This is a genomic window from Caballeronia zhejiangensis, from assembly GCF_000698575.1.
In the GTDB taxonomy this organism is placed as follows: Bacteria; Pseudomonadota; Gammaproteobacteria; order Burkholderiales; family Burkholderiaceae; genus Caballeronia; species Caballeronia zhejiangensis.
This window is the reverse complement of the sequence record NZ_JFHD01000047.1, coordinates 13,457-35,071: the sequence shown is the minus strand read 5'-3', so window position 1 is coordinate 35,071 and position 21,615 is coordinate 13,457. Positions and strand designations below refer to the sequence as shown.

Below are 21,615 nucleotides of genomic sequence, written 5' to 3'. Positions count from 1 at the left end.
TTTCTTTTATGGAGGAAGCAATGTCTCGTCGCGCTGAATTTCGCAACGAAGTAAAGACCCGCCTCGAAGACCCCGTCTACGAGGGAATGCAAGCATTCAAGGCTCTCTACGGCATCGACAGCGATTCCGCTGCCCTTGCCCGCATCGCCAAGCTGTTTCTGTTTGGCACGGTTGGCACTTTGCCAGCGAACCTGTTGGGCGTCAGTGTCGCGCCGTCCCAAGCTGGGAGTGCAGTAAGCGCATGAACGAAGGGAAAACCGGCCTTCTCGTTGAACTTCCGATTCCTGAAGCTGGGGAGTTGGCTGCTTTGGCGGCGAGTCTGGGCGTTTCAACTCAGAAATACCTCGGGTATCACGTCCTGCGCTCTGCATACGGACCGCTGCACCCAGAAGTAGCCGCGTTTGAAGTGGCCCACATTGGGCGGCGCGGGGAATAAAACGTCAGACAACTGACGGAGCAAGTCGGTTACGAGGCCGACATCTGCATGGATGAGTCGATACACAAGCAGCTTGGGCGCCAGGCTTCTTCTGTTCCGATTTAGTACTACTGACCGGCATCCCGGCTGGAGATCCCATGCAAAACAACTCGAATCCGGTTCTCTTCGCGCCGGAGCTACCGCCGGAACTGCCGGCTACGCAGCAGAAGCAGATCCGCGACGCCCTGTGTGCGGTTGCGGCGCGCGGCGAGCGCTACCCGGGCGAACTGGCCGCGGTCCGCGTCGGTCTTTCGCGCGAATTCGCAACTTTCAACGCCGACTGTTCCCGGGCAGCCAAGGCTTCGAAGGTGAGGGCATGAGCGCGCGCGACATTCAGCCGTTGCTCGGCGGCGCGGATCTTCTTCACGTTGGCCGCTTCTTCCTCGGTCCGATGACGACCGAACAATCCATCACGCCGGACGTCGCGCCGAAGATCTGCATCGGCTGCGGTGCCAAGCAACGCGCGGACGGTTCGCTGCCATGCGGCCACGACAACGACCTGTGAGGTCATCCATGAACGACATTGCAAAGATCAGTGGCCCCACGATGTCTAGCCGCGAAATCGCGGAGCTGACCGGCAAGGAGCACCGCAATGTACTCGCTGACATCCGCAAGATGCTGGCCGAGCTCGGGAAAGCTGCTGCTGACTTTTCAGCAGTAGCAAAAATTGCGGGCCCCAATGGGTCAGTTCGCGAAGTCGAAATCTTCGAGCTTCCGAAACGCGAGACGTTGATCCTCGTTTCTGGCTACAGCATCCAGATGCGCGCACGAATTATCGATCGCTGGACCGAATTGGAGGCGCGCGTTGGTCAGCCGGCTCTGTCGCAATCGAAACTTGCTGGCGAGCTCGCGATTGCCGAATGCTTCACGCGCCTACTGAAGCCATCTCCGTCGAGCCAAGTCGCGATGCTTGCGCACATCGCGAAGAACAACGGCATCGAGCCGACGTTTCTCCCGGCGTACGTCGTCGATGCGGCGTCAGATTCGACGTCTGGCAGCTCGATGGAAACGAAACCGCTGACCGATCTTTTGATTGCGCACGGCATCTCGATCTCCGCGCGCACGTATAACCGCCTGCTGGCCGACGCGGGAATACAAGCAGAGCGGACGCGGCGCAGCACCTCGTCGCGCGCAGTGAATGGCACGAAGCGCTTCTGGTCGATCACGGAGGCCGGTCTGCTCTACGGAAAGAACATCACCAACCCGAACAGCCCGCGCGAGACGCAGCCGCACTGGTATGTCGAGCGCTTTGCGGACCTGCATGCGCTTGTCTCGTCGCGCGTCGTAGGAGTTGCGGCGTGAGCGGATACGCACATCAATGGGCCAAGCGTCAGCGCGTGGGCGATTCGTCCGCCAAGACGATTCTGAAGACCTATGCGAACTGGGCAGCCGAAGACTATTCGACGTGGGTCACGAACGACGAGCTCGAACTGGACACCGAGTTGAATATCCAGACGATCCGCCGTGCTCGAAGCAAGCTGATCGAATTAGGCTACCTGCTGGAAACAGACAAGCGTCTCGGCCGCACGCAGAGCATCATCATTTATCAGATGCTCGCTCCTGCCGGCGCAACGATCGTCCAAAGCGTCGATCCCCGCAACGGCAAAACGATCTCGCTGAGCCCGCCTACGCTTGAAGAATACATGGCGAAGAGGGGTGAAAAATCAAGCCACTCTAAAGCGCGCCGCCCCAAGGGGGACGAAAATTCAAGCCCCTCCAATATTCAAGGGGCTACAAATCCCACTTCAAGCCCCTCCAAATCCCACGTTGAAGGGGGTGAAATTTCACCTGAAGCCCCTCCAAATTTCGACACCAAGATTGCTTTAGTAGAGCAAGAGAAGAACGTAGATCAGCAATTGGCGCGACGTTCGTCGCGAGTTGCGTTGCATGACGAGCTTCGCCAACTTGCACTTCCTGAAGGCATTCCAGCCGACGTCTGGGAAATGTGGTGTGAGCACCGCGAGGCGAAGCATAAAGACGCGCCGTGGACGCGCGGCGCTGCCCGCGTGTCGATCAAAAAGCTGCTGAAGCTCGCCAGTGCCGGGCAGACGCCCGAAGTCACGGTTGAGGAAGCTGTGTTGCGCGGCTGGACGGGCCTGTTCACGGTGAAGACTGAGGGAATCGCTCAGGCCGCTAATGGCTCGCAAGCGATCGCTGCGGACTGGTGGAAGACATCGAGCGGCATCGAGGCCCGCGCAACGCAACTCGGCGTGAAGCTAAAGGACGGCGAGACGTTCATCCACTTCAAGGTCCGCGTGTTCAAGGCCGCAGGCCCGGGCGAATGGATGGAAGACATGCTGCGCACGGTCGGCCGCGAGAGCGAAGAGCGGTACGAGCAGCTCTACGCCTACTTCAACGACATCCCGCGCGACAAGAACGGCAACACGGAGGCGGCGTGAGCAAGCGAACCGCAGCCCTCCATTACCCGGAAGGAACGACGCAAGTCGGCACCGCGCGCGTGCGCGAGGACCGCGCGGTAGGGCCCGACTTCGCGCGCCGCGAACTCATGCGCCGCACCGGCAACCAGCCAACAAGCGAGTTCGACGACATCGCCTCCGGATACGACCCGTTCGCGGTTGCCCCGAAGGTTCCGGCCGCGAAGAAGAAGCCGGCGAAGTATCGCAACGAGAAGTGCGAGAGCGGCGGCGTGAAGTTCGACAGCAAGCGCGAGATGAAGCGCTGGCACGAGCTGGTGCAGATGCAGGTGCGCGGCGAGATCAGCGAGTTGGAGTTGCAGGTGCCGTTCGTCTTGGCCGAGCCAGTGGTGATCGCCGGCCGGAAGCGCCCGGCGCTGCGGTACGTGGCGGATTTTGTGTACGAGAAGGGCGGCGAGACGGTCATTGAGGACGTGAAAGGCCGCGTAACCGAGGGATACCGCATCAAGCGCCATCTGATGGCGGCGCGCGGGCTGACCATTGTCGAGGTGAAGTGATGCCAGAAAAGATGAAACGCGAGGACGGCGCTGTGAAGGGCGCGCCGTGGACGCAGGATGAACTGCGCATTCTGCGCGGATTGAAGGAGCGCGGTGCGGTTCTCAAGAAGCACATGCACCTTCTTCCCGGCAGGACATACGAAGGCGCGCTGTTCAAGCAGCGCCACATGCAATTGAAGCCGCTGCCGTCTTCGCAACGAGTCCGCAACCTGTTGTCCGACGGCGTTGAGCGCACTGGTCGGGAAATCGCCGATGCGCTCGCGATTCCGCGGAAGACGGTTTCGGATCTGCTGCGATACGCGACGGATCCGGACGGCAAGCAATGGGCGCATGTTTCGCGGATCACCGAGGGCTATCCGCAACTCGTTTATGCGATCGGTCCGGGCGAGAACGCGCGTTACGGCGATGCTATTTCCGCGAAGCTGGCCGACGAAGAAGAGAGCGACGACGTGCTTGATGCGAGATACCGCTCGAATGCCGCATGGTGGCCCTGCGCTGACCGCGTCGTCGTATCAGCAATGAACGCGATGATCTGCGCGGGGAGGGCCGCAGCATGAAGCTCTACATCGCCGGACCCATGTCCAATCTGCCCGAACTGAACTTTCCGGCGTTTTACGCGGAGGCGGCGCGTCTCCGCGCACTGGGCTTCGAGATCGTCAATCCCGCAGAGGTCGACGTCGGCCCGAATCCGACGTGGCTCTCGTGTATGCGCGCGGACATCAAGGTTCTAGTCGATTGCGACGGCATCGCGCTGCTGCCGGGCTGGGAGAAGTCGCCGGGCGCGACGCTCGAGCACACCATCGCTCGCGGGCTCGGTCTGCGCGTCATGCAGGCGCTTCACATCGTTGGCCTGGCCGGCGAAATCCCTGTGATCGCACAGGAAGCGATTGTCGAGATCATCGAAGAGATCGAAAGCGGTGCGAGCGAACAGATTGCGGAGGCGCAGTGAAGCGAAGCAAGCCGCTCGTGAGCAAGACGCCGATGAAGCGCTCGCCTTTCAAGAACACGGCCGACCGCGCGACGTCGCTGCGCCGCTCGGCGATGAAGACGCGCGTGAAGAGGCCGACCGTCGCCGAGGGCTCGAAGTATCTGACGGCGTGTCGCGGCGAGCCTTGCTACCTGAACGTCAAATGCCCGTGGACCGATTGGGCTGATCCGACCGTCGTGGACTGTCATTCGAATCAATCGAAGCACGGCAAGGGCGGCGCGCTGAAGGCGAACCACTGGTTCACGGTGCCGGGCTGCGCGGCCTGCCACGAATGGCTCGACCGCAGCGGCGCGCCGTGGGAAAAGAAATGCGCGGCATTTGACGACGCGCTCGCGCGCTGGGAGCCGGTGCGGGCTCGAAAGATGGGTCTGAAGGAGGAAGAAGGTGCGGTGCTTGATTCGAATACCGACGGACACGCGCTGGCGCACGCCGCGCGGCCGCAACGGGAAGCGGTATGCGTTGGAGCCGTTTCAACTCACGGCGGCGCTGGAGACGACGGTGTACAGGCTGGCGCGCCCGACTGTGCAGAACACGGTCCGGCCGTTTGTCTGGGTTGATGCATGGATTCCCGAGGATCGCCGGAGCGGCATTCCGATCCTCGACGACGCGTGGGTGAGGGCGGGTGTCTATCGGACACGAGCCTTCATCGACGACAACAAAAAGACTTTGGCCCCGTTCCTCGAGAGCGGATTAAACGAGATGGAAGTGGGAGATTGAGCATGAACACGACGATTCCGGACAACTTCGATGCGCTCTGGGTGGCGCTCGGCATCAAGCGCAAGAGCTGGACTGCTCCGATCCAACCGCAAAAGGTGACGAGATGATCGCCGCCGTCTCTCTCGCATCGCCGAGCACGACCGCCGCCGGCATCGTTTTCGTGTTCATGTGGACCGCTCTGTCGGTTCTCGCTGTCGCCGCGTATTCGCGCACGGAGGTGCATCAGTGAGCGCGCATGCCTACATCCAATACGCCGACGTTCCGCAGAGCCTGATCGACACGAGCAGGCAGCACATCGACGGAGTGACTGGTGCGAAGGTCATCGCCTTCGATGGTTGCCCGTTCGCCGGTCAGATCGAGAGCGATGGCGATTCGCTTGAAGTCGAGTTCCCGTTCCCTCGAAACGCCGAGCTGCGAGACAGCTTCGTCGCGTGGCTGATGAATTGGGGCATCAGTTTCATGGTGGCGATGTGAGGCGGTTCGAGTTCTTGGACCCGGCCATCGTCCTGGAGCGCAAGCAGGACGGCACGTTCTTGGGATGTGTCCAACTCGTGCTGTCCCGTTGGGGCGGCGCGCGAAAGTACGTATGCAGTAGAGGAAATCAGAAAGCGTCACTCGATTGGATCGAGATGCGCCGATGCAACAAATACGAGGCGGAGGTTGAATGAAGTTCGAGACGAACGAGGCGCGGTTCGATAACTGGGGCATGACGGTGCGCATGCCCAAATTTCAATCCGGAGTCTGCGCGCAGTGGGCGCAGCTCTATGTCGCGTTGCGCGACGCGAAGGAAGCGCCGCACGGTGTGACACCTGTCGAGAAAGACGGCTGGCTCGTCGAGGCCGCATGGTCGACGATGCCTAACCACGTGCACAAGTGGGTGTTGAAATACACCTACGTGTGGAGGATGTCGCCGGACCAGGTGCAGACCCGCATGCGCAAGCAGCACAAGGCCGTGTTGCGCGGTCGGCAGTTCGAAATCGTGCTGGCGGAAGCAGAGAATTCGCTGCGGCAACACATCTCGAAGATCCATGCGCAATCGTTCATGAAGAACTTGCAAAAGACCGGTTGTAAACCAGCGGCAACCGTCCTATAATCGCGCCAGATTACCGAATCCGCCTCGCGCGTGAGCTTTCGCTTCCCGATTGGGAGGCGAAGTCGTCGGTAGAGAAAGCCCGCCACCGAGCGGGCTTTTTGCTTTCTCGAACACGTTCCTGCGTGTCTCCTCGGCGGGGCAACTGCCCTGATTTGACGCCTCGGCTTATGCCGGGGCGTTTTCTTTTCGGAGGTTGCTATGCTGAAGTTCAATCCCGACACCAAAGTCATCTTCGACAATGACGAAGCGGCTGTCGCGCCGATCCGCGAGATCACGCGCGACGAGATTCCTGATCTGATCGCGAACGGAGCGGGCGTTGACCCGAGCGCCAACGTGGGGGAGCAAACCTCGTCGCCAGCCCAGACGGATGGCGATGCCCAGGCTGCTCAGGACCCGGCTGTGTCTGCGACCGGCTCGGATACGGAGGCTGACGCGGGAAAGCCCGTGGACGCGTCCTCGACCTCGCCCGCAGCATCCAGCGACGAATCCGCCGTAGTGAATGACGCGATCGCTGATCCGGGCGGCGCGGGATCGTCGGATCTCTACCCGACGCCCGCCGCGCCGAATCTCGATGCGCAAGCGCCTGCAAGCGTGTCGTCGGATGCCGTCCCTTTGGACGCTGGTGGCGCCGCTGATGCGGAGGCTGGCGGTGCTGAAGCGGGGGAGTCCGATGCGGCGCTTTCTGCTTCCCAGGCTGGCTCTGGCTCGGATGACCACCCGCTGACGATCATCGGCGAGATCGAAGCGCTGGTGCGGATGATCGGCAATAGCGCGGTGCACGAATACCAGCGCCTGATTCAGCGTCTGGCCGATCTCAAGAATCACCCGACCATCAAGGACGGCGAGTAATGCAGAGCCCAATCCGCATCAGCGTTCAGTCGGATCTCGACGCGCTGACGCGGAGGATCAACGATTTCGAACGCAAGCAACTGCCGTTCGCGTCCGCACAGGCGCTGACGGCAGTCGCTAAACGCGTTCAGGCCGCCGAGAAAACGGCCCTCCCGCAAGTGTTCGATCGCCCCACGCCTTTCACGGTCAACTCGATCGGGGTGAAGGCCGCGAAGAAGAACACGCAAGAGGCGATGGTCTTCGTGAAGGACATCGCCGCCGCGTATCTCGCGCCGTACGAGTTTGGTGGCACGCATAAGCTCATCGGCTCGGGCAAGACGTGGCTGAATCCGAAGGACATGGCATTGCTGAACCAGTACGGCAACTTCAGTCGCACCGCGCTGAAGCGTCTGGAGGGGCGGCCGGACATTTTCGTCGGCACGATCAAGACCGCGAGCGGCGAGGCGATTGGGGGCGTGTGGCAGCGTCCGACCGACGTGAAGGCGATCAAGCGCAGCGGCAAGCGCGGCGTCGCGATGCGCGGCGCGAACAAGACCAGTCACCTCAGACTGCTCATCCGCTTCGGTGATGCGCAGCCAGTGAAGCAGCATCTCGACTTCGGAAAGCGCGGCCGCGAGGTGGTCGCATCAACATATCGCGCCGAGTTTGCTGCGGCGTTTGCAAAGGCGCTCGCGACGGCGAGATGAAATACGAATGGATCGACTGCCGCCACCGCCTGGCCCAAAGGGAAGCTCACGTACGGGGGCTCGCATAGCGTTGCGCGTCGTCAGGAGCGCCGCTGACAGCATCGGCCTCAAGCCGGCACGCATTGAACTGCCGGACGGAACCGTGATTGCCGGCGTCACGGCGATGGCTATCGAACAGGACGGATACGGTGTGCCAGTGTTGAAGCTGAGCATCATCGACTTCGATGTGGAGATAGAGGGCAACGCAAACCACAAGTGAGCCGTGCCATGAAGATTTACACGTGCACCGATTTCACCGGTGTTTGGCCTGTAGGCGTCGCAGCGGTCGTTGTCGCAGATTGCGCGGCTGCTGCCGAGCACCTGCTCAATGTTGCATTGCGCGCTCGCGGCCTTCCGGGTGACGCAGAGGTGCATGAGGCCACTGCGATCGACGTTGACCAGCCCAGTGTCCGCATCCTCGCTGACGGCAACTATTGATGTCAGTGGCGGCGGGATGGTTGTAAAAGATGCGCGTCTGGAGGGTGGGTGGGCGAGTTTGGGAGGGGTAGTCGGTATTGTTTACAACCGGGTCCCTCTCCGCCCTTCTGCTTCGCGGGCACTGCGCGCGCGCGATCTTTCTCTAGCTACAAAAATTTGAAATTTGGGTAACACCAGCGGCGATGAATCAGAGCGAGTTTGCAACTCTCCACGGCGTCAGTCGAAAGACGGTCACAAAATGGAAGGAGCGCGGCTGGCTTGTGTTTGCGGGCGATGAAGTCGATGTCGACGCGTCAAACGCACTGCTGAAAAAGTACCGGCGCGACGGCACGCCGGCTGTTACCCCGCCTGTTACCCAAGCGCCCGCAGGTAACAAGCGCAAAACCGTTACCCAGGCGGCCAGCGAGGTAACGCTCGGCGAACGCGAGAGCGCGGCGGATGCCGCTGACCGCATCTTGTCGGGCAACGTGCAGCTGCTCGATTTCGACGAAGCGCGCTGCTTCAAAGAGAACTATCTCGGGCTGAAGGCTCAGCTCGAATACGACCGCGATTCCGGGCTGGTGATCGACGTCGCCGAAGTGGCGAAGGCCGTCGGCACCGAATACGCCAAGGTTCGAACCCGCCTGCTGTCGATTCCCGCGGAACAGGCTCCGCGTCTCCATCGGTGCAAGACGCCTGCTGAACTGCAGGACATGTTGCAGGAGGTCATCACAGAAGCACTCGAAGAACTCACTCGCGATGGAGCAGGCAACCCTAAATAGCACCCGGCGGTACGCGCGCGGCTATGCGGCGTTGCGCGCGGGTCTCGCGGCGGCGCTTCGTCAAAACCTGACGCCCCCGCCCAAGTTGACGCTGAGCGAATGGGCCGAACGCTATGCGGTGCTGTCGCGTGAGACGAGTGCGCAAACCGGCCGCTTCCGGGCGTTCGGCTATCAGAGGGGCATGCTGGATGCAGTAACCGACCCGAGCGTCGAGAAGATCAGCGTTATGAAGTCGGCGCGCGTCGGCTACACCAAGCTGATGGATCACGCCGTCGGCTTCTTCATCCACCAGGATCCTTCGCCGATTCTCGTCGTGCAGCCCCGTGTCGAGGATGCGGAGAGCTATTCGAAGACGGAAATCGCGCCGATGCTGCGCGACACGCCTGTACTGGCGGCGATCGCGGGCGATCAGAAGGCGAAGAACAGCGATCAGACGATCCTCGCGAAGACGTTCCGAAACGGATCGAGCCTGACGCTCGTTGGGGCGAACAGCCCAGCGGGCTTCCGGCGGATCACCTCGCGCGTCGTGATGTTCGACGAGGTTGACGCCTATCCGGTCGACGGCGCAGGCAACGAAGGCGATCAGATCGCACTCGGCACGAAGCGGTCGGAGACGTTCTGGAATCGCAAGATCGTGCTCGGCTCGACGCCGACGGTAAAGGGCTATAGCCGGATCGAGAAGAGCTTCAACGAGAGCGATCAGCGCTATTTCTTCGTGGCCTGCCCGCATTGTGGCGAGCGGCAAGTGCTCGAATGGGGCAGTCCCGAAACGCCGTACGGCATGAAGTGGGACAAGGACGAGCACGGCAACGGCATCCCGGAAAGCGTCTATTACGTCTGCCGACACAACGGCTGCATCATCCACGAGGCCGACAAGGCCGACATGGTGACGAACGGCGAATGGCGCGCGACGAAGCCGTTCAAGGGGCATGCCGGCTTTCACATTTGGGCCGGATACAGCCTCTTTCCCAACGCGTGCTGGTCGAACCTCGTTGCCGAATGGCTCCGAGTGAAGGACGACCCGCTCGCGCGGCAGACGTTCATCAACCTCGTGCTCGGCGAGCCGTATGAAGATCGCGGCGACCGCGCGTTGAGCGAGTGGCGGCTGGCCGCTCGGACGGAAGTCTGGGATGCGGAAGTGCCCGACGGCGTCGGCCTGATCACGGTCGGGGGCGACGTACAGGACGACCGCGTCGAACTCGAAACGATCGGCTGGGGGCACAACGAGGAAAGCTGGTCGATCGACCACGCGGTCATCGAGGGCGACCCAGAGGGCGCGGAGCTATGGAAACGCGTCGACGAGTATCTGAAGCGGGTATGGCGGCGCGCGGACGGTCGAGGCTTCGCAGTCTCCGCCGCGTGTATCGACTCAGGCGGTCACCATACGCAGAAGGTGTACGAGTTCGCGAAGGCGCGACTCGGGCGCCGCATCTGGGCGATCAAGGGCGAGTCGGCGCGCGGCGGCGCGAGGTCACCTGTCTGGCCGACGAAGCGGCCGTCGTCGCGAACGAAATCGACGTTTCGGCCGGTCATCATCGGCGTGAACGCGGCAAAGGATGTGATACGCGAGCGGTTGCGGCGCGACCCCGAAGATAACGACGGCGTGCTCACATACCCGGCCGGGTACATGCACTTCCCGACGGACCGCGACATCAACTACTTCGCGCAGCTCATCTCCGAGCGCTCGGTGACGAAGTTTGCCAACGGGCAGAAGTTTCGGGTGTGGGAGTTGCCGCCTGGCCGCGCGAACGAAGCGCTCGACATTCGGGTGTACGGCTATGCCGCGCTGTGCGGCCTGATGCACATGGGCCTGAAGTTGAACCGGCGCGTCGAAGCGGTGCAGGCGGATCCGTCCGATCTTCTGCCGCCTGCTCCGGAGACGCGGCAGGAGGTCGAGCTCGATGTGGTGAGCGCGGCGCGGCCCGTACGCCCAGACGGCCCGATCATCAAACAGGCACAGCCTGAGAAACGCTCTCGGATCCGGCGGCTCGCCGGCTGAAGCATAGGAGAACCACTTTGCGATGCTTCGACCCGAGCCGCAGCCTGCTCGCCGGCATGGATCAGACAGCGCTGCGGCAGTCACTCGCCAACGCGCAGCAGATCTACATCCAGTTGTCGACGGGCGCGCAGGGCGAGTCTTACTCGTACACACAGGGCGACGGTACGCGCTCGGTCACGTACACGCGCGCAAATCTCGCGGAATTGGCTGCGGCAATTCAGTTGATGCAGGCGCAGCTCGGCATCGTCTCGTCGCCCCGCAGAGCGAACCGAATTACCTTCACACGGCGATAACGCATGGAATCGAACGTACAGCTACTTGGTCCGGACGGGAAGCCGCTGCCGGAGCGCAAGAGCCGTGCGCTCGCGCTGAACGGCAGCTATAGCGGGTACGGCAGCACCAGCGCATTCGATGCGGCGGACATGTCCAGTCAGCACATGCGGGACTGGAACCCGGTGCTTTGGTCGCCGGATGGCGAACTCAACCCGTATCGCGATCGCATCGTCTCGCGCGTGCGCGATCTGGTGCGCAACGATGGTTGGGCGAGTGCGGCGGTCACGCGCACGCTCGACAATGTGATCGGCGCAGACTTCCGACCGATCTCGAAGCCGGACCACCGCGCGCTCGCTGCGATGACCGGCAACAAGGCGTTCGACCACATGTGGGCGGACGAATTCGGTCGCGCACTGGAGGCCGGATGGCGCACATGGTCGGAAGATCCGGCGCATTTCTGCGACGCGCAGCGCAAGCTGACGATCCCGCAGATGATGCGCGTGGCCTTCCGCCACAAGATCGTCGACGGCGATGCTCTGGCGATCCTTCAGTGGATGCCGGAGCGCCTGCCGCGCGGCGCGCGCTACGCGACCGTGCTGCAGCTGATCGACCCTGACCGCTTGTCGAACCCGCAACAAAATTTTGACCGCCAGACGATGCGCGGCGGCGTCGAGGTTGATGAATATGGTGCGCCGGTGGCGTATCACATTCGAAGGGCGCACCAAGGCGACTGGTTCAGCGGCGGAAAGCAGGTGACGTGGGAGCGGATCGCTGCCGAAACAGATTGGGGGCGTCCGATCGTCGTTCACGACTATGACTTCGACCGCGCGTCGCAGCATCGCGGCGGCGCGGGCATCCTGACGCCCGTGCTGCAGCGGCTGAAGATGCTGATCAAGTACGACGGCACCGAGCTCGACGCAGCAATCATCAATGCGATCTTCGGCGCCTACGTCACGAGCCCGTTCGACAAGCAGCTCGTCACCGAGGCTCTTGGCGATGGTGAAGACGCGGTCGACGGATACAACGGCTATCAGGACGCTCGCGCAGAGTTCCACGACAAGACCGATCTCCGTCTCGGCGGCGCGCGGTTGCCGATCCTGTTCCCTGGCGAAACGATTAACACGGTGTCGGCTACCCGGCCGGCGGGTAACTTCGCCGAGTTCGAGAACGCCATGCTGCGCAACGTCGCGGCGGGCACCGGCATGTCGGCACAACAGATCACCCAGAACTGGGCAGATGTGAACTACTCGTCCTATCGAGCGGCGGCGCTGGAGGCGTGGAAGACGTTCGACCGCCGCCGCAGCGACTTCGGGCGCGGATTCGGGCAGCCCATTCTGTGCGCGATGGTCGAGGAAATGATGGACATCGGCGAGCTTCCGCTTCCGTCTGGCGCGCCCGAGTTCGCAATGGCGCGCGCGGCATATACGCGTGCATGGTGGATCGGTCCGGGCCGCGGCTACGTTGATCCGATGAAGGAACGGCAGGGTGCGGCGCTCGGCATCGAGTCCGGACTGTCGACGCTTGAAGACGAATCGGCGCAGCTGTCGGGCAACGATTGGCGCGACAACATCGACCAGCGGGCGGTCGAGATCCAGTACATCAAGGATCGCGGCATTCCTCTTCCCTCGACACTGAAAGAAGACGCGACGGCGGACGAGGTAACACAGGAGCCGAAGGCGCAATGACATTGGAGAGGCTATGCACGGCCAATTGGCGTTTCTGAGCCAGCGGATGTTCAACACTCCGCTGGCGATCAAGCGAGAGAAGGCCGAAGTCGTTATGGCTTCTCTTGCCGACCGGCTCGGTATCTCGCACATCGGGCGTCTCGATGGATCGACCATCAGCCCGATGGCGTTCGGCGCGTGGGACGACGAATACGAGTCCGACACCCGCGCCGGGCGCGTGGTCGATCCCGGCTACGACATGATTGCCGACACCGGCATCGCGATGATTACTGTGCGCGGAACGCTCGTCCAGAAGCTCCGGTCGCTGCGGCCGTACTCCGGCATGACAGGATACGACGGGCTTCGGCAGAGCATTCTGTCCGCTCATGCCGATCCAGGCGTGCGCGCGATCGTGTTCGACATCGATTCCCCGGGCGGCGAAGTCGCCGGATGCTTCGACCTGGTCGATACGGTGTATGCGTTGCGCGGCGACAAACCGATGTGGTCGATTCTCTCCGAGTCGGCGTACTCGGCGGCGTATGCGCTCGCGAGCGCGACCGACAAGATCATCGTCCCGCGCACGGGCGGTGTCGGTTCGATCGGCGTGATCACGATGCACGTCGACTGGTCGAAGGCCCTCACGGCGTCTGGCTATCAGGTCACGTTCATAACGTACGGCGATCGCAAAGCGGACTTCCATCCGGAGATTCCGCTCTCGAAGGAAGCATTCGAAGCCGCGCAGGCCGACATCAACACCATGGGCGAACTGTTCGTAAGCACGGTCGCCCGTAACCGGAATCTCGCGCCTGACGCAGTGCGCGAGATGCAGGCCGCCTGCTTCATGGGCGAAAACGGCGTCAGCCGAGGGCTTGCAGACGCAGTGATGGCGCCAGATTCGGCGCTCCTGGCCTTGCTAGCCGAGCTGGCCTAAACAACACTCTCACGAGGTATGCAATGAGTTTGAAAAAGACCCTTGCGGGCGTGGCGCCGTTTGCCCACCTGCTGAGCCGTGCCGGCGCCGCGCGCGCCGAACAAGAAGACGACGAGCGCAAGCAGCGTGAGGACGAGTCCGACGAGGACTATGCGAAGCGCATGGAAGAGCTCGACGACAAGGAAAAGGCCGAAGAAGAAAAGCGCAAGGAAGAAGGGGCCAAGAAAGCGAAGGCGGACGACGTCGACGGTGACGACACCGAGGCGGAGGACGGCGACGACGAAACCGACGACTCCAAGAAGGCCGCTCGCGCGACTGAGCGCGCACGCTGCGCGCGAATCTTGGCGTACGGCATTGCGACCGGCAATGTCGAGCAAGCCGCAAAGTTCGCGTTCAACACGAAGCTGTCGTCGGCAGACGCGATCTCGATCCTCGGCTCCGGCGCCCGTGCTGCTGCCCCGGAGGCCGCCGCTCCGGCGGCGCAGCAACGCAAGTCGCTCGATGAGCGGATGGCTCACGCGCGGCCGGCGAATCCCGGCGCGTCGGGAGGCGCTCCCGCCGAACCGACGCTTGCAGAACGAATTGTTGCGGCAGGTAAGCTGCGCCGCGGTGAACAGTAACCCCTCCCCAAACCCGGAGAAACTCAGATGGCATTGACTCCTACCACGGTCGGGGAGAACCCCCAAGTCCCGTCGGCATCCGCACAGACCTTCGTCCCCGATCAGCTAATCGCGGGGCCGAAGCAACTCGTCACCCGCAACGTCACGATCACGGGCGGCCCGTTCGTGCGCGGCACGGTGCTCGGCAAGATTACGGCGAGCGGCAAGTACACCGTCGCGCTGTCGGCTTCGTCCGATGGTAGCCAGACGCCGACGGCGATCTTGGCCGACTACGCCGACGGCAGCGCGGGCGACGTAGTCGCAGGCGTGTATCTCGAAGGCGAGTTCAATGTCAACGCGGTGACGCTCGGCACGGGCATCACGTCGACGGCTGCTCAAGACGCGCTGCGCCCGCTCGGCATCCACCTCAAGTCCTCGGTCTCGGCTGCTGACCCGAGCTAAACCCTCAACTGAACTGATGTGAAGGCCCCGCCACCGAGCGGGGCTTTTTCATTTGGGCCACACACTCGGAGAGAGCAATGCCCGGAAACTTGATTTACGACACCAACACCCTGGTCGGGGTCGTGCAGAACCTGAAGATGGCGCAGAGCTGGTTGCTGGACCGCTTCTTCCCGAACATGATCCCGGCAGACAGCGAGTTCGTCTCGATCGACGTGGACGTCGGCAAGCGTCGGATGTCGCCGTTCTGCTCGCCGCTGGTTGAAGGCAAACTCGTCGAGAGCCGCCGCTACCAGACGAACACCTTCAAGCCGCCGTACATCAAGGACAAGCGCGCACCGGACCTGCGCAAGCCTGTTCGCCGGATGATCGGCGAGCGCATCGGCGGCGAGTTGTCGCCCGAAGTTCGTGAGCAGATGAACCTCGAGTTCGAGCTCAACGATCAGATCGATATGCTCACGCGTCGCATGGAGTGGATGGCGGCGCAGGTGTTGGTAACCGGCACGCTCACGGTTTCTGGCGAAGGCTTCCCGACGACCGTGATCGACTTCGGCCGCGACGGTTCGTTGACGATCGCTCTGACGGGCGGCGCGCAGTGGACGGCTGCAAACATCGCCGCTGGTACGGCGAATCCGACCGGCAATATCGAAACGTGGCAGCAGCAGATCCTGAAGTCGTCGGGCGCAGTCGCAACCGACATCGTCTTCACCCCGAAGGCGTGGAACGGTTTCAAGCTCGACCCGACGCTGAAGGGGGCGATCTACTATCCGGCGTTGGGCCAAAACGGCAACGTCGTGAACGTAGGCGCACAGATCCAGCGCGGTGCCGTGTCGAAGGGAGTGTGGGGGCAGTACAACCTCTGGCTCTACAACGACTGGTACGTCGACGACAACAACGTCGAGCAACCGATGCTTCCGGATGGCTCGCTCATCATGACGGGCCCGGATCTCGATGGCACCCGCGCCTTCGGTCAGATCATCGATCCGGCGTTCAACTACGCTTCGCTGCCGTTCGCGCCGAAGACGTGGTTGAAGGACGACCCGGCGCAGCGCTTCCTGATGATGCAATCGGCTCCGATCATCATCCCGAGCCGCGTGAACGCCGCGCTCGCTGCGACCGTCGCGTGAGGTGACTGATGGCTACCAACGAAAAGATGGTTGAAGCCGTCGTCGCGCGCAATCGCACGATCCATGACCGCGTGAAAAGCGGCGACGAAGTTGTCGACGTCATCCGCACCACTGGTCAGAAGGTGAAGCTGCCCGAGTCCGAAGTCAAGCGCTTGCGCGATCTCGGCTACCTCGTTCCCGAGAAGGTCGAGGAAGTGAAGCTCGAAGGCGCGCAGATCACTGGCGGCCAGGTGTCGATCAACGAGTCGGAGTGACCGATGGACTGGGACGACATCGTCGACGGCAAGATCCTCGGTCCTTTGATGGCGCAGTTCGGGACGGCGATCACCTATATGCCTGCCCACGGTGGCTCGTTCCAGATCACCGGTGCCTATGACAAGGCGTTCTTCGGCGTCGATCCGGTGACCGGGTCGACGGTCGTCACGCAGCAGCCGACGGTCGGAATTCAGGTCTCGCAGTTCCCCGTCGAGCCGCAGCAGTACGACACGCTGATGATCAACAAGACGGGCGAGCAGTTGCAGGTGCGCGAGGTCCATCTCGATGGCCACGGCGGCGGCCGGCTCATGCTCAACGTTCCGGGGCAAACCGATGCCTGATCAAACCGGCCGCGCGCAATTGCGCGGTGTTCTGCTCTCGATCTTGCAGACGATCCCGGGCGTGACCGTGTATTCGCCAGGCGACTGGAACGTGGCGGCGCCCAAGCTGCCAGCGATCAAGTTACGACCGGCAAAAGAACGCAAGCAGTCGAACGGCAGAAATGGCCCGACCGCGTTCACCACGATAGCCGCCTTCGAGATCAAGGCAGAGGTGTCGGCTGCATCGGGCCCGGCCGCGCTTCTCGCTCTGGAGACGCTCGGCGCCGAGATCGAAGAAGCGGTATTCAAGAGCATTCCGTTGCGCCGCATTGTGCAGGACTTCTCATTCTGCGACACCGAAACGGAAGTGACCGCTGATGGCTCGACGCACGTAGGCGGCCTCTCGGTCCTGCTGGGCGTTGAGTTCGTCGAGACGTTCTATCCCGACATCAACACGCAGTTGCTTGCAATGGACGTGACGGCGGACCTCACGAACGTCGCCGATCCGAACGGCACATATCCGAACCCGCCATTCCCCGACGCTGTTACGCCGGCTCCGCGCACGCAGGGCCCCGACGGCCGCGCGGAAGGCGAGGTCAACGTTCAATTTCCTCAATAGGAGCGACGAATGATCGTCAAACCTGCACCGGGCCTCAAAGTGCGGCATCCGGTTACGAAGCAGTTGCTGCCCGACGAAGGCATCGAAGTGCCGGACGGCGACATCTTCTGGACCCGCGTGCTCAATGACGGTGACGTCGTCGAGGTAAGCGCGAAGGAATTTCATGCGGCGCAAGAGAGAGCGGAGGCCGAAGCCGAGGCTGCGCGTGAAGCGCAGGCCAAAGCCGCCGCTGACGCAGATGCTGCGTCGAGCGATCAACCGGCAGCCAATGCTGCGGCAACTGATGAAGAGGTCGGAAAGCAATGACCATTCCGTTCAAGCAGATCCCGCAGAACATCCGCACGCCGCTGTTCTTCGCCGAGATCGACAACTCGCACGCGAACTCCGCTGTTGCGAACCAGCGCGCGCTGCTCATCGGTCCGATGACGTCGGCTGGCATCGCGACGCCGAATGTACCGCTCATCTCGTCGGGCACGGGCGACGCGAACGTCCAGGCTGGCGCGAACAGCGTGCTCGCATTGATGACGGCCGCATATCGCCAGAACGATCAATTCGGCGAACTCTGGTATCTGCCGGTGCAGGATGCGGCGGGCGCGGTCGCAGCGACCGGTTCGATCGCTTTCACGTCGGCGCCGACGGCAAATGGCACGATCTCGCTCTATATCGCCGGTCAGCTTGTCACCGTGCCGGTGACGGCGGGCCAGACGACCGCGCAGATTGCGACCGCCGTCGCTGCGGCGATCAATTTGATCCCGTCGATGCCCGTCACAGCAGCCGCATCGACGAGCACCGTAACGCTGACGGCCGACAACAAGGGCCTCGTCGGCAACGACATCGACGTCCGCTTCAATTACATCGGCACGACGGCTGGCGAGGCGCTACCGACCGGCCTCGCCGCCACGATTACGGCGATGGCGGGTGGTACGACGAACCCGACGCTCACGACGGCGCTCGGCAATCTTCAGGATATGCCGTTCGACTTCATTGCGTGCGCGTTCACCGATACGACGTCGCTCGACGCGCTGAAGGCGTTCCTGAACGACTCGACCGGCCGTTGGAGCTGGCAGCAGCAGGTGTACGGCCACGTGTTTGTCGCATATCGCAGCACCTGGGCGGGTCTCACCACTTTCGGCACGTCGCGCAATAACCAGCACGAGTCGATCATGGGCTTCAACGATTCGCCGACGCCCGCATGGCAATGGGCGGCGGCAATCGCGGCGGTGACCGCGGTGAGCGTGCGCGCTGATCCCGGCGTCCCGATGCAGACCGTCGCGCTGACCGGCGTGCTTGCGCCGCCGCTGCAATCGCGTTTCAACCTGAGCCAGCGCAACACGCTGCTCTATGACGGCATCGCCACCTTCACGGTTGGCGATGACGGCACGGTCGCGATCGAGAACCTGATCACGAGCTATCAGACGAACGCGTTCGGGCAGCCGGACAACAGCTATCTCGAAGTCGAGACGATGTTCCTGCTCGCGTACGTGCTGCGTCGTCTGCGCACGCTGGTGACGTCGAAATATGCGCGCGTGAAGCTGGCGGCGAACGGCACGCGATTCGGACCGGGCGCCGGTATCGTGACGCCGAACATCATCAAGGCTGACCAGATCGCCGAATACCAGGCGATGGAGTACGAAGGCTACGTGCAGGGCAGCGATAAGTTCGCTCAGTCGATCATCGTCGAGCAGAACGCGCAGAACCCCAATCGCGTCGACGTCCTCTGGCCGGGCACGCTGATCAATCAGTTGCGGATCTTCGCACTGCTCGCGCAGTTCCGTTTGTCCACCAGCCAGACGTAAGCAGTTCGCCAACGCTGTGAGCCGCCCACGATCGGGCGGCTTTTTCTTTTGTGGAGAAGCCAACGATGGCGAACAACACGAATTTCATCGCCGGCACCGCGTACATCACGATCGACGGCGTCAACTACCAACTCGAAGGCGAGCTTCGGTATGACGTCGGCACCGTGACGCGCGAGTCGCTCGGTGGGCAGGACACCATTCACGGCTTTAGCGAGAAGCCGAAAGCACCGTCGATCTCGGCATCGATCCGTGATTCGGGCGGCGTCAGTCTCGCTGCGATCAACGCTATGCGCAGCAACACGGTCGTCCTCGAGCTTGCAAACGGGAAGACGATCATCGGCCGCAACATGTGGACGGTCGAAGCGCAGGAAGTCGACACGACCGAAGCGAAGTTCACGGTCAAGTGGGAAGGCCTGCAGGGCTCGGTCACGGAGCAGTAATCGATGAACGACACAAAAACCATCCAGCTGCGCAAGGCGCTGAGCTACGGCAAGGGCGATCAGGCCAAGACAGTCGACTCGATCACGCTGCGCGAGCCGACCGCTGGCGAATACGAAAAGGCGGAAAGCGCGGCCGGCGTGTATGGGCTCCAGATCGCTCTGATCGCACTGCTCAGCGGCGTACCGGTCGACGTGATCGACCAGATGTACACGAGCCAAATCGACGAGGCGGCCGACTTCATCGGCTCCTTCGGGAAGGAAGCGATCAGCGGCATGAAGCCGAGCTCCGACGAATTCGAGCTCGTCTTGCAATCGCCGGTGAAGCTCACGGCCGACGACAGCCCGCTGAATGTCGCGTCGCTTGAACTGTGCGAGCCGACGAACCAGCAGAAGCGCAAGGCGTCGGCAGCCGGCGGCACGTTTGCGTCGAGTATCGCTCTGATCAGCATCGTGTCGAAGGTGCCGAAGAACGCCGTGCGCGCGCTGACCGCGCGTGACTTCATGGCCGCGTGCGCGTACTTCAACGGTTTTCAGCTTCGGCGGACAGCGGACTCGGACGACTGATTGCCGCCGTCACGGCCATGCCGGAAGGCTGGGATGACGTCCTCGCAGACCTCACCCATTTCATGCGGTGGGGGCCGAACGACGCCGACGGCATGACGTTTTCCGAGACTTTGCGCTGGCTTGACCAGGCCAAGCGCATGAAACAACAGATTGGAGCAAAGGCATGAACATTGGAGGCGGCGCAGGCGCAGTGCTCGGCACCACCTCGGGCATCTCCAATCTGGCGAGCTCGCTGGCGGCGCGACTTGGCGGCTCGGCGGGATCGTACTTCGATCAGTTGCGGCCCGCTTCATTCCGCGGCGTGCCGTTCGTATCGCTCGGCGGCGAAGGCGGCTTCGGTCGCCGGAACGAGCTGCACGAATACCCTCTGCGCGACACGCCGTGGGTCGAGGATCTTGGGCGCGGGACGCGTCGCTTTCGCGTCTTCGGGTTCGTCGTTGGCGACGACGTCATCGCGCAGCGCGACATGCTGATTGCAGCATGCGAGAAGGAAGGCGCGGGCTCGCTCGTGCATCCGACGTATGGTCGGCGAGACGTCAGCCTGATGGATAGCCGCTGGATCGAGCGGTGGGAGAAGGGCCGATACTTCGAGTTCGAGTTCGAATTTATCGAAGGCGGCCCTCGTGTCTTCCCGGCGACCTCGGTGGCGGGCGGCAGTCTTGTCGGAAACGCCGCGAGCGGCTTGAACATCGCGGCTGCTCTCAATTTCGCCCGGACGGCGCTCACAGCGATCGCGTACGGTGCAGCGGTGCTTGGATCAGCGGTGAGCACGGCCGTCGGCTGGTACACGGCTGCGAAGAATTTTGTGGGCGACGCACGGAACCTGTTCAAGCTTCTGACGAATCTACCGGGTGACTTCGGCCGATTCGCTGGCAGCGCGACGGTGCCGACGTTCAGCAAGTTTCCGAGTTCGTCGGTCGATACGAGCGGCGCGACCGTCGAAAGCCTGACACAGGCGGCGACCCTCGCGCGCGCGAATCTCGACGCGGCCTCGGCGACCCTCGACGCGGCGGCACGGAATCTGGACGCTTCGACGATCGACGATTTCACCGCTGCGGTACAGGGTGTGACGAGCGCGATGCTGGCGGCGACGCCGGATCCGGCTGATTCAATGCGCTTGCTCGCGTCGTTGGCTGCTTATGACCCTAGCGGCGCAACAACGGCGTCGACGATCGGCACTGCGATGGCGACGATGCAGTCAGCCTGCTCGGATCTGTTCCGACGCGCGACCATCGCTTCGATCGCTGTCGCGGCATCGAATTACGAGCCTACGTCGAGCGATGACGCGGCGCGCGTGCGCGGTCAGGTGCTCGACTTGATCGACGCCGAGATGACGGTTTCCGGCGATCAAGGCGACGACGAGACCTATGAGGCTCTGAGATCGCTCCGGCAAGCCGTTGTATCGGATTTGAATCAGCGCGGCGCGAGCCTGCCGGCGATGCGGACATTCGTGTTCGCAACGCCTCTGCCATCGCTGACCCTGGCGAATCGCATCTATCGCGATGCGTCGCGAGCGGACGAGCTCGTTTCTCAAGCAGATCCGGTTCATCCCGCATTTTTCCCGACGAGCTTCAAGGCACTGGCAACCTGA

At 62.6% G+C, this 21,615-nt stretch carries 31 protein-coding genes and 1 pseudogene; all 32 read left to right on the top strand.

Annotated elements, in window-relative coordinates; genetic code table 11:
- The first annotated feature begins 20 nt into the window (after positions 1–20).
- On the top strand, positions 21–245 hold the full coding sequence (locus BG60_RS32495; protein WP_241484918.1) for a hypothetical protein: 225 nt from the start codon (positions 21–23) through the stop codon (positions 243–245).
- 328 nt (positions 246–573) lie between these two features.
- Positions 574–795: a hypothetical protein gene (locus BG60_RS32490; RefSeq protein ID WP_034474023.1), complete on the top strand. Its 222-nt coding sequence runs from the start codon at positions 574–576 to the stop codon at positions 793–795.
- Positions 792–980: a hypothetical protein gene (locus BG60_RS32485; RefSeq protein WP_034474021.1), complete on the top strand. Its 189-nt coding sequence runs from the start codon at positions 792–794 to the stop codon at positions 978–980. Before BG60_RS32490 ends, BG60_RS32485 begins: the two co-directional genes overlap by 4 nt.
- Before the next feature lie 8 nt (positions 981–988).
- Entirely contained in the window at positions 989–1,777 is a 789-nt protein-coding gene (locus tag BG60_RS32480; RefSeq protein ID WP_034474019.1) for a Rha family transcriptional regulator, read from the top strand.
- Positions 1,774–2,874: a hypothetical protein gene (locus BG60_RS39790; protein WP_241484917.1), complete on the top strand. Its 1,101-nt coding sequence runs from the start codon at positions 1,774–1,776 to the stop codon at positions 2,872–2,874. The genes BG60_RS32480 and BG60_RS39790 overlap by 4 nt, the downstream gene beginning before the upstream one ends.
- Positions 2,871–3,407 (top strand): DUF1064 domain-containing protein, encoded by a 537-nt coding sequence (locus BG60_RS32470; protein ID WP_034474017.1) that lies wholly within the window; start codon positions 2,871–2,873, stop codon positions 3,405–3,407. The genes BG60_RS39790 and BG60_RS32470 overlap by 4 nt, the downstream gene beginning before the upstream one ends.
- On the top strand, positions 3,407–3,964 hold the full coding sequence (locus BG60_RS32465; protein ID WP_034474015.1) for a hypothetical protein: 558 nt from the start codon (positions 3,407–3,409) through the stop codon (positions 3,962–3,964). Before BG60_RS32470 ends, BG60_RS32465 begins: the two co-directional genes overlap by 1 nt.
- The gene (locus tag BG60_RS32460; protein ID WP_034474014.1) at positions 3,961–4,356 is read left to right on the top strand and encodes a DUF4406 domain-containing protein; all 396 of its coding nucleotides are present in this window, start codon (positions 3,961–3,963) and stop codon (positions 4,354–4,356) included. The genes BG60_RS32465 and BG60_RS32460 overlap by 4 nt, the downstream gene beginning before the upstream one ends.
- Positions 4,353–4,763: pseudogene (locus BG60_RS32455) on the top strand (DUF1364 family protein); the annotation flags it as partial. The gene BG60_RS32460 and the pseudogene BG60_RS32455, both read left to right, overlap by 4 nt.
- A gap of 452 nt (positions 4,764–5,215) precedes the next feature.
- On the top strand, positions 5,216–5,341 hold the full coding sequence (locus BG60_RS40015; RefSeq protein WP_277621803.1) for a hypothetical protein: 126 nt from the start codon (positions 5,216–5,218) through the stop codon (positions 5,339–5,341).
- Positions 5,338–5,586 carry a hypothetical protein gene (locus BG60_RS32450; protein WP_034474013.1) on the top strand — a complete coding sequence of 83 codons (249 nt, stop codon included), beginning with the start codon at positions 5,338–5,340 and terminating at the stop codon, positions 5,584–5,586. The genes BG60_RS40015 and BG60_RS32450 overlap by 4 nt, the downstream gene beginning before the upstream one ends.
- 190 nt (positions 5,587–5,776) lie before the next feature.
- The gene (locus tag BG60_RS32440; RefSeq protein ID WP_034474011.1) at positions 5,777–6,205 is read left to right on the top strand and encodes a hypothetical protein; all 429 of its coding nucleotides are present in this window, start codon (positions 5,777–5,779) and stop codon (positions 6,203–6,205) included.
- Positions 6,206–6,403: 198 nt separating this feature from the next.
- Positions 6,404–7,054 carry a hypothetical protein gene (locus tag BG60_RS32435; protein WP_034474010.1) on the top strand — a complete coding sequence of 217 codons (651 nt, stop codon included), beginning with the start codon at positions 6,404–6,406 and terminating at the stop codon, positions 7,052–7,054.
- Entirely contained in the window at positions 7,054–7,740 is a 687-nt protein-coding gene (locus tag BG60_RS32430) for a hypothetical protein (RefSeq protein WP_034474009.1), read from the top strand. The genes BG60_RS32435 and BG60_RS32430 overlap by 1 nt, the downstream gene beginning before the upstream one ends.
- 7 nt (positions 7,741–7,747) lie before the next feature.
- Entirely contained in the window at positions 7,748–7,999 is a 252-nt protein-coding gene (locus BG60_RS32425; protein ID WP_152563251.1) for a hypothetical protein, read from the top strand.
- A gap of 8 nt (positions 8,000–8,007) precedes the next feature.
- On the top strand, positions 8,008–8,217 hold the full coding sequence (locus tag BG60_RS32420) for a hypothetical protein (protein ID WP_034474060.1): 210 nt from the start codon (positions 8,008–8,010) through the stop codon (positions 8,215–8,217).
- Between the two features lie 182 nt (positions 8,218–8,399).
- On the top strand, positions 8,400–8,978 hold the full coding sequence (locus BG60_RS32415) for a hypothetical protein (protein WP_034474007.1): 579 nt from the start codon (positions 8,400–8,402) through the stop codon (positions 8,976–8,978).
- Complete coding sequence (locus BG60_RS32410) at positions 8,956–10,977, top strand: phage terminase large subunit family protein (protein WP_034474006.1); 2,022 nt, start codon at positions 8,956–8,958, stop codon at positions 10,975–10,977. The genes BG60_RS32415 and BG60_RS32410 overlap by 23 nt, the downstream gene beginning before the upstream one ends.
- A 17-nt stretch (positions 10,978–10,994) precedes the next feature.
- On the top strand, positions 10,995–11,270 hold the full coding sequence (gene gpW / locus BG60_RS32405) for a gpW family protein (protein WP_241484916.1): 276 nt from the start codon (positions 10,995–10,997) through the stop codon (positions 11,268–11,270).
- A gap of 3 nt (positions 11,271–11,273) precedes the next feature.
- Positions 11,274–12,935, top strand: a complete 1,662-nt coding sequence (locus BG60_RS32400) for a phage portal protein (RefSeq protein WP_034474003.1) — start codon at positions 11,274–11,276, stop codon at positions 12,933–12,935.
- Positions 12,936–12,948: 13 nt separating this feature from the next.
- Complete coding sequence (locus BG60_RS32395; RefSeq protein WP_034473999.1) at positions 12,949–13,845, top strand: S49 family peptidase; 897 nt, start codon at positions 12,949–12,951, stop codon at positions 13,843–13,845.
- 23 nt (positions 13,846–13,868) lie between these two features.
- Positions 13,869–14,465 carry a hypothetical protein gene (locus BG60_RS32390; RefSeq protein ID WP_152563250.1) on the top strand — a complete coding sequence of 199 codons (597 nt, stop codon included), beginning with the start codon at positions 13,869–13,871 and terminating at the stop codon, positions 14,463–14,465.
- 27 nt (positions 14,466–14,492) lie between these two features.
- The gene (locus BG60_RS32385) at positions 14,493–14,906 is read left to right on the top strand and encodes a head decoration protein (protein ID WP_034473998.1); all 414 of its coding nucleotides are present in this window, start codon (positions 14,493–14,495) and stop codon (positions 14,904–14,906) included.
- 77 nt (positions 14,907–14,983) lie between these two features.
- Positions 14,984–16,030, top strand: a complete 1,047-nt coding sequence (locus BG60_RS32380; protein WP_034473997.1) for a major capsid protein — start codon at positions 14,984–14,986, stop codon at positions 16,028–16,030.
- Between the two features lie 8 nt (positions 16,031–16,038).
- On the top strand, positions 16,039–16,284 hold the full coding sequence (locus BG60_RS32375; protein WP_034473996.1) for a hypothetical protein: 246 nt from the start codon (positions 16,039–16,041) through the stop codon (positions 16,282–16,284).
- Between the two features lie 3 nt (positions 16,285–16,287).
- Positions 16,288–16,626: a head-tail joining protein gene (locus BG60_RS32370; protein ID WP_034473995.1), complete on the top strand. Its 339-nt coding sequence runs from the start codon at positions 16,288–16,290 to the stop codon at positions 16,624–16,626.
- A complete protein-coding gene (locus tag BG60_RS32365; RefSeq protein WP_152563249.1) occupies positions 16,571–17,224 on the top strand; it encodes a hypothetical protein in 654 nt (217 codons plus the stop codon). The genes BG60_RS32370 and BG60_RS32365 overlap by 56 nt, the downstream gene beginning before the upstream one ends.
- Positions 17,225–17,233: 9 nt before the next feature.
- Positions 17,234–17,530, top strand: a complete 297-nt coding sequence (locus BG60_RS39785) for a DUF2635 domain-containing protein (RefSeq protein ID WP_034473993.1) — start codon at positions 17,234–17,236, stop codon at positions 17,528–17,530.
- Positions 17,527–19,020 (top strand): phage tail sheath subtilisin-like domain-containing protein, encoded by a 1,494-nt coding sequence (locus BG60_RS32355; protein ID WP_034473992.1) that lies wholly within the window; start codon positions 17,527–17,529, stop codon positions 19,018–19,020. The genes BG60_RS39785 and BG60_RS32355 overlap by 4 nt, the downstream gene beginning before the upstream one ends.
- A gap of 65 nt (positions 19,021–19,085) precedes the next feature.
- Positions 19,086–19,460, top strand: a complete 375-nt coding sequence (locus BG60_RS32350; RefSeq protein WP_034473991.1) for a phage tail tube protein — start codon at positions 19,086–19,088, stop codon at positions 19,458–19,460.
- 3 nt (positions 19,461–19,463) lie between these two features.
- The gene (locus tag BG60_RS32345) at positions 19,464–20,024 is read left to right on the top strand and encodes a phage tail assembly protein (RefSeq protein WP_034473990.1); all 561 of its coding nucleotides are present in this window, start codon (positions 19,464–19,466) and stop codon (positions 20,022–20,024) included.
- Positions 20,025–20,187: 163 nt separating this feature from the next.
- Positions 20,188–21,615 carry a DNA circularization protein gene (locus BG60_RS32340; protein WP_034473989.1) on the top strand — a complete coding sequence of 476 codons (1,428 nt, stop codon included), beginning with the start codon at positions 20,188–20,190 and terminating at the stop codon, positions 21,613–21,615.

Bases quoted from the DNA above. Each gene is read 5' to 3' on its own strand.
- BG60_RS32495 (WP_241484918.1), top strand. From the start codon at position 21: ATGTCTCGTCGCGCTGAATTTCGCAACGAAGTAAAGACCCGCCTCGAA.
- BG60_RS32490 (WP_034474023.1), top strand. From the start codon at position 574: ATGCAAAACAACTCGAATCCGGTTCTCTTCGCGCCGGAGCTACCGCCG.
- BG60_RS32485 (WP_034474021.1), top strand. From the start codon at position 792: ATGAGCGCGCGCGACATTCAGCCGTTGCTCGGCGGCGCGGATCTTCTT.
- BG60_RS32480 (WP_034474019.1), top strand. From the start codon at position 989: ATGAACGACATTGCAAAGATCAGTGGCCCCACGATGTCTAGCCGCGAA.
- BG60_RS32465 (WP_034474015.1), top strand. From the start codon at position 3,407: ATGCCAGAAAAGATGAAACGCGAGGACGGCGCTGTGAAGGGCGCGCCG.
- BG60_RS32460 (WP_034474014.1), top strand. From the start codon at position 3,961: ATGAAGCTCTACATCGCCGGACCCATGTCCAATCTGCCCGAACTGAAC.
- BG60_RS40015 (WP_277621803.1), top strand. From the start codon at position 5,216: ATGATCGCCGCCGTCTCTCTCGCATCGCCGAGCACGACCGCCGCCGGC.
- BG60_RS32440 (WP_034474011.1), top strand. From the start codon at position 5,777: ATGAAGTTCGAGACGAACGAGGCGCGGTTCGATAACTGGGGCATGACG.
- BG60_RS32435 (WP_034474010.1), top strand. From the start codon at position 6,404: ATGCTGAAGTTCAATCCCGACACCAAAGTCATCTTCGACAATGACGAA.
- BG60_RS32430 (WP_034474009.1), top strand. From the start codon at position 7,054: ATGCAGAGCCCAATCCGCATCAGCGTTCAGTCGGATCTCGACGCGCTG.
- BG60_RS32425 (WP_152563251.1), top strand. From the start codon at position 7,748: ATGGATCGACTGCCGCCACCGCCTGGCCCAAAGGGAAGCTCACGTACG.
- BG60_RS32420 (WP_034474060.1), top strand. From the start codon at position 8,008: ATGAAGATTTACACGTGCACCGATTTCACCGGTGTTTGGCCTGTAGGC.
- BG60_RS32415 (WP_034474007.1), top strand. From the start codon at position 8,400: ATGAATCAGAGCGAGTTTGCAACTCTCCACGGCGTCAGTCGAAAGACG.
- BG60_RS32410 (WP_034474006.1), top strand. From the start codon at position 8,956: ATGGAGCAGGCAACCCTAAATAGCACCCGGCGGTACGCGCGCGGCTAT.
- BG60_RS32400 (WP_034474003.1), top strand. From the start codon at position 11,274: ATGGAATCGAACGTACAGCTACTTGGTCCGGACGGGAAGCCGCTGCCG.
- BG60_RS32395 (WP_034473999.1), top strand. From the start codon at position 12,949: ATGCACGGCCAATTGGCGTTTCTGAGCCAGCGGATGTTCAACACTCCG.
- BG60_RS32390 (WP_152563250.1), top strand. From the start codon at position 13,869: ATGAGTTTGAAAAAGACCCTTGCGGGCGTGGCGCCGTTTGCCCACCTG.
- BG60_RS32385 (WP_034473998.1), top strand. From the start codon at position 14,493: ATGGCATTGACTCCTACCACGGTCGGGGAGAACCCCCAAGTCCCGTCG.
- BG60_RS32380 (WP_034473997.1), top strand. From the start codon at position 14,984: ATGCCCGGAAACTTGATTTACGACACCAACACCCTGGTCGGGGTCGTG.
- BG60_RS32375 (WP_034473996.1), top strand. From the start codon at position 16,039: ATGGCTACCAACGAAAAGATGGTTGAAGCCGTCGTCGCGCGCAATCGC.
- BG60_RS32370 (WP_034473995.1), top strand. From the start codon at position 16,288: ATGGACTGGGACGACATCGTCGACGGCAAGATCCTCGGTCCTTTGATG.
- BG60_RS32365 (WP_152563249.1), top strand. From the start codon at position 16,571: ATGGCCACGGCGGCGGCCGGCTCATGCTCAACGTTCCGGGGCAAACCG.
- BG60_RS39785 (WP_034473993.1), top strand. From the start codon at position 17,234: ATGATCGTCAAACCTGCACCGGGCCTCAAAGTGCGGCATCCGGTTACG.
- BG60_RS32355 (WP_034473992.1), top strand. From the start codon at position 17,527: ATGACCATTCCGTTCAAGCAGATCCCGCAGAACATCCGCACGCCGCTG.
- BG60_RS32350 (WP_034473991.1), top strand. From the start codon at position 19,086: ATGGCGAACAACACGAATTTCATCGCCGGCACCGCGTACATCACGATC.
- BG60_RS32345 (WP_034473990.1), top strand. From the start codon at position 19,464: ATGAACGACACAAAAACCATCCAGCTGCGCAAGGCGCTGAGCTACGGC.
- BG60_RS32340 (WP_034473989.1), top strand. From the start codon at position 20,188: ATGAACATTGGAGGCGGCGCAGGCGCAGTGCTCGGCACCACCTCGGGC.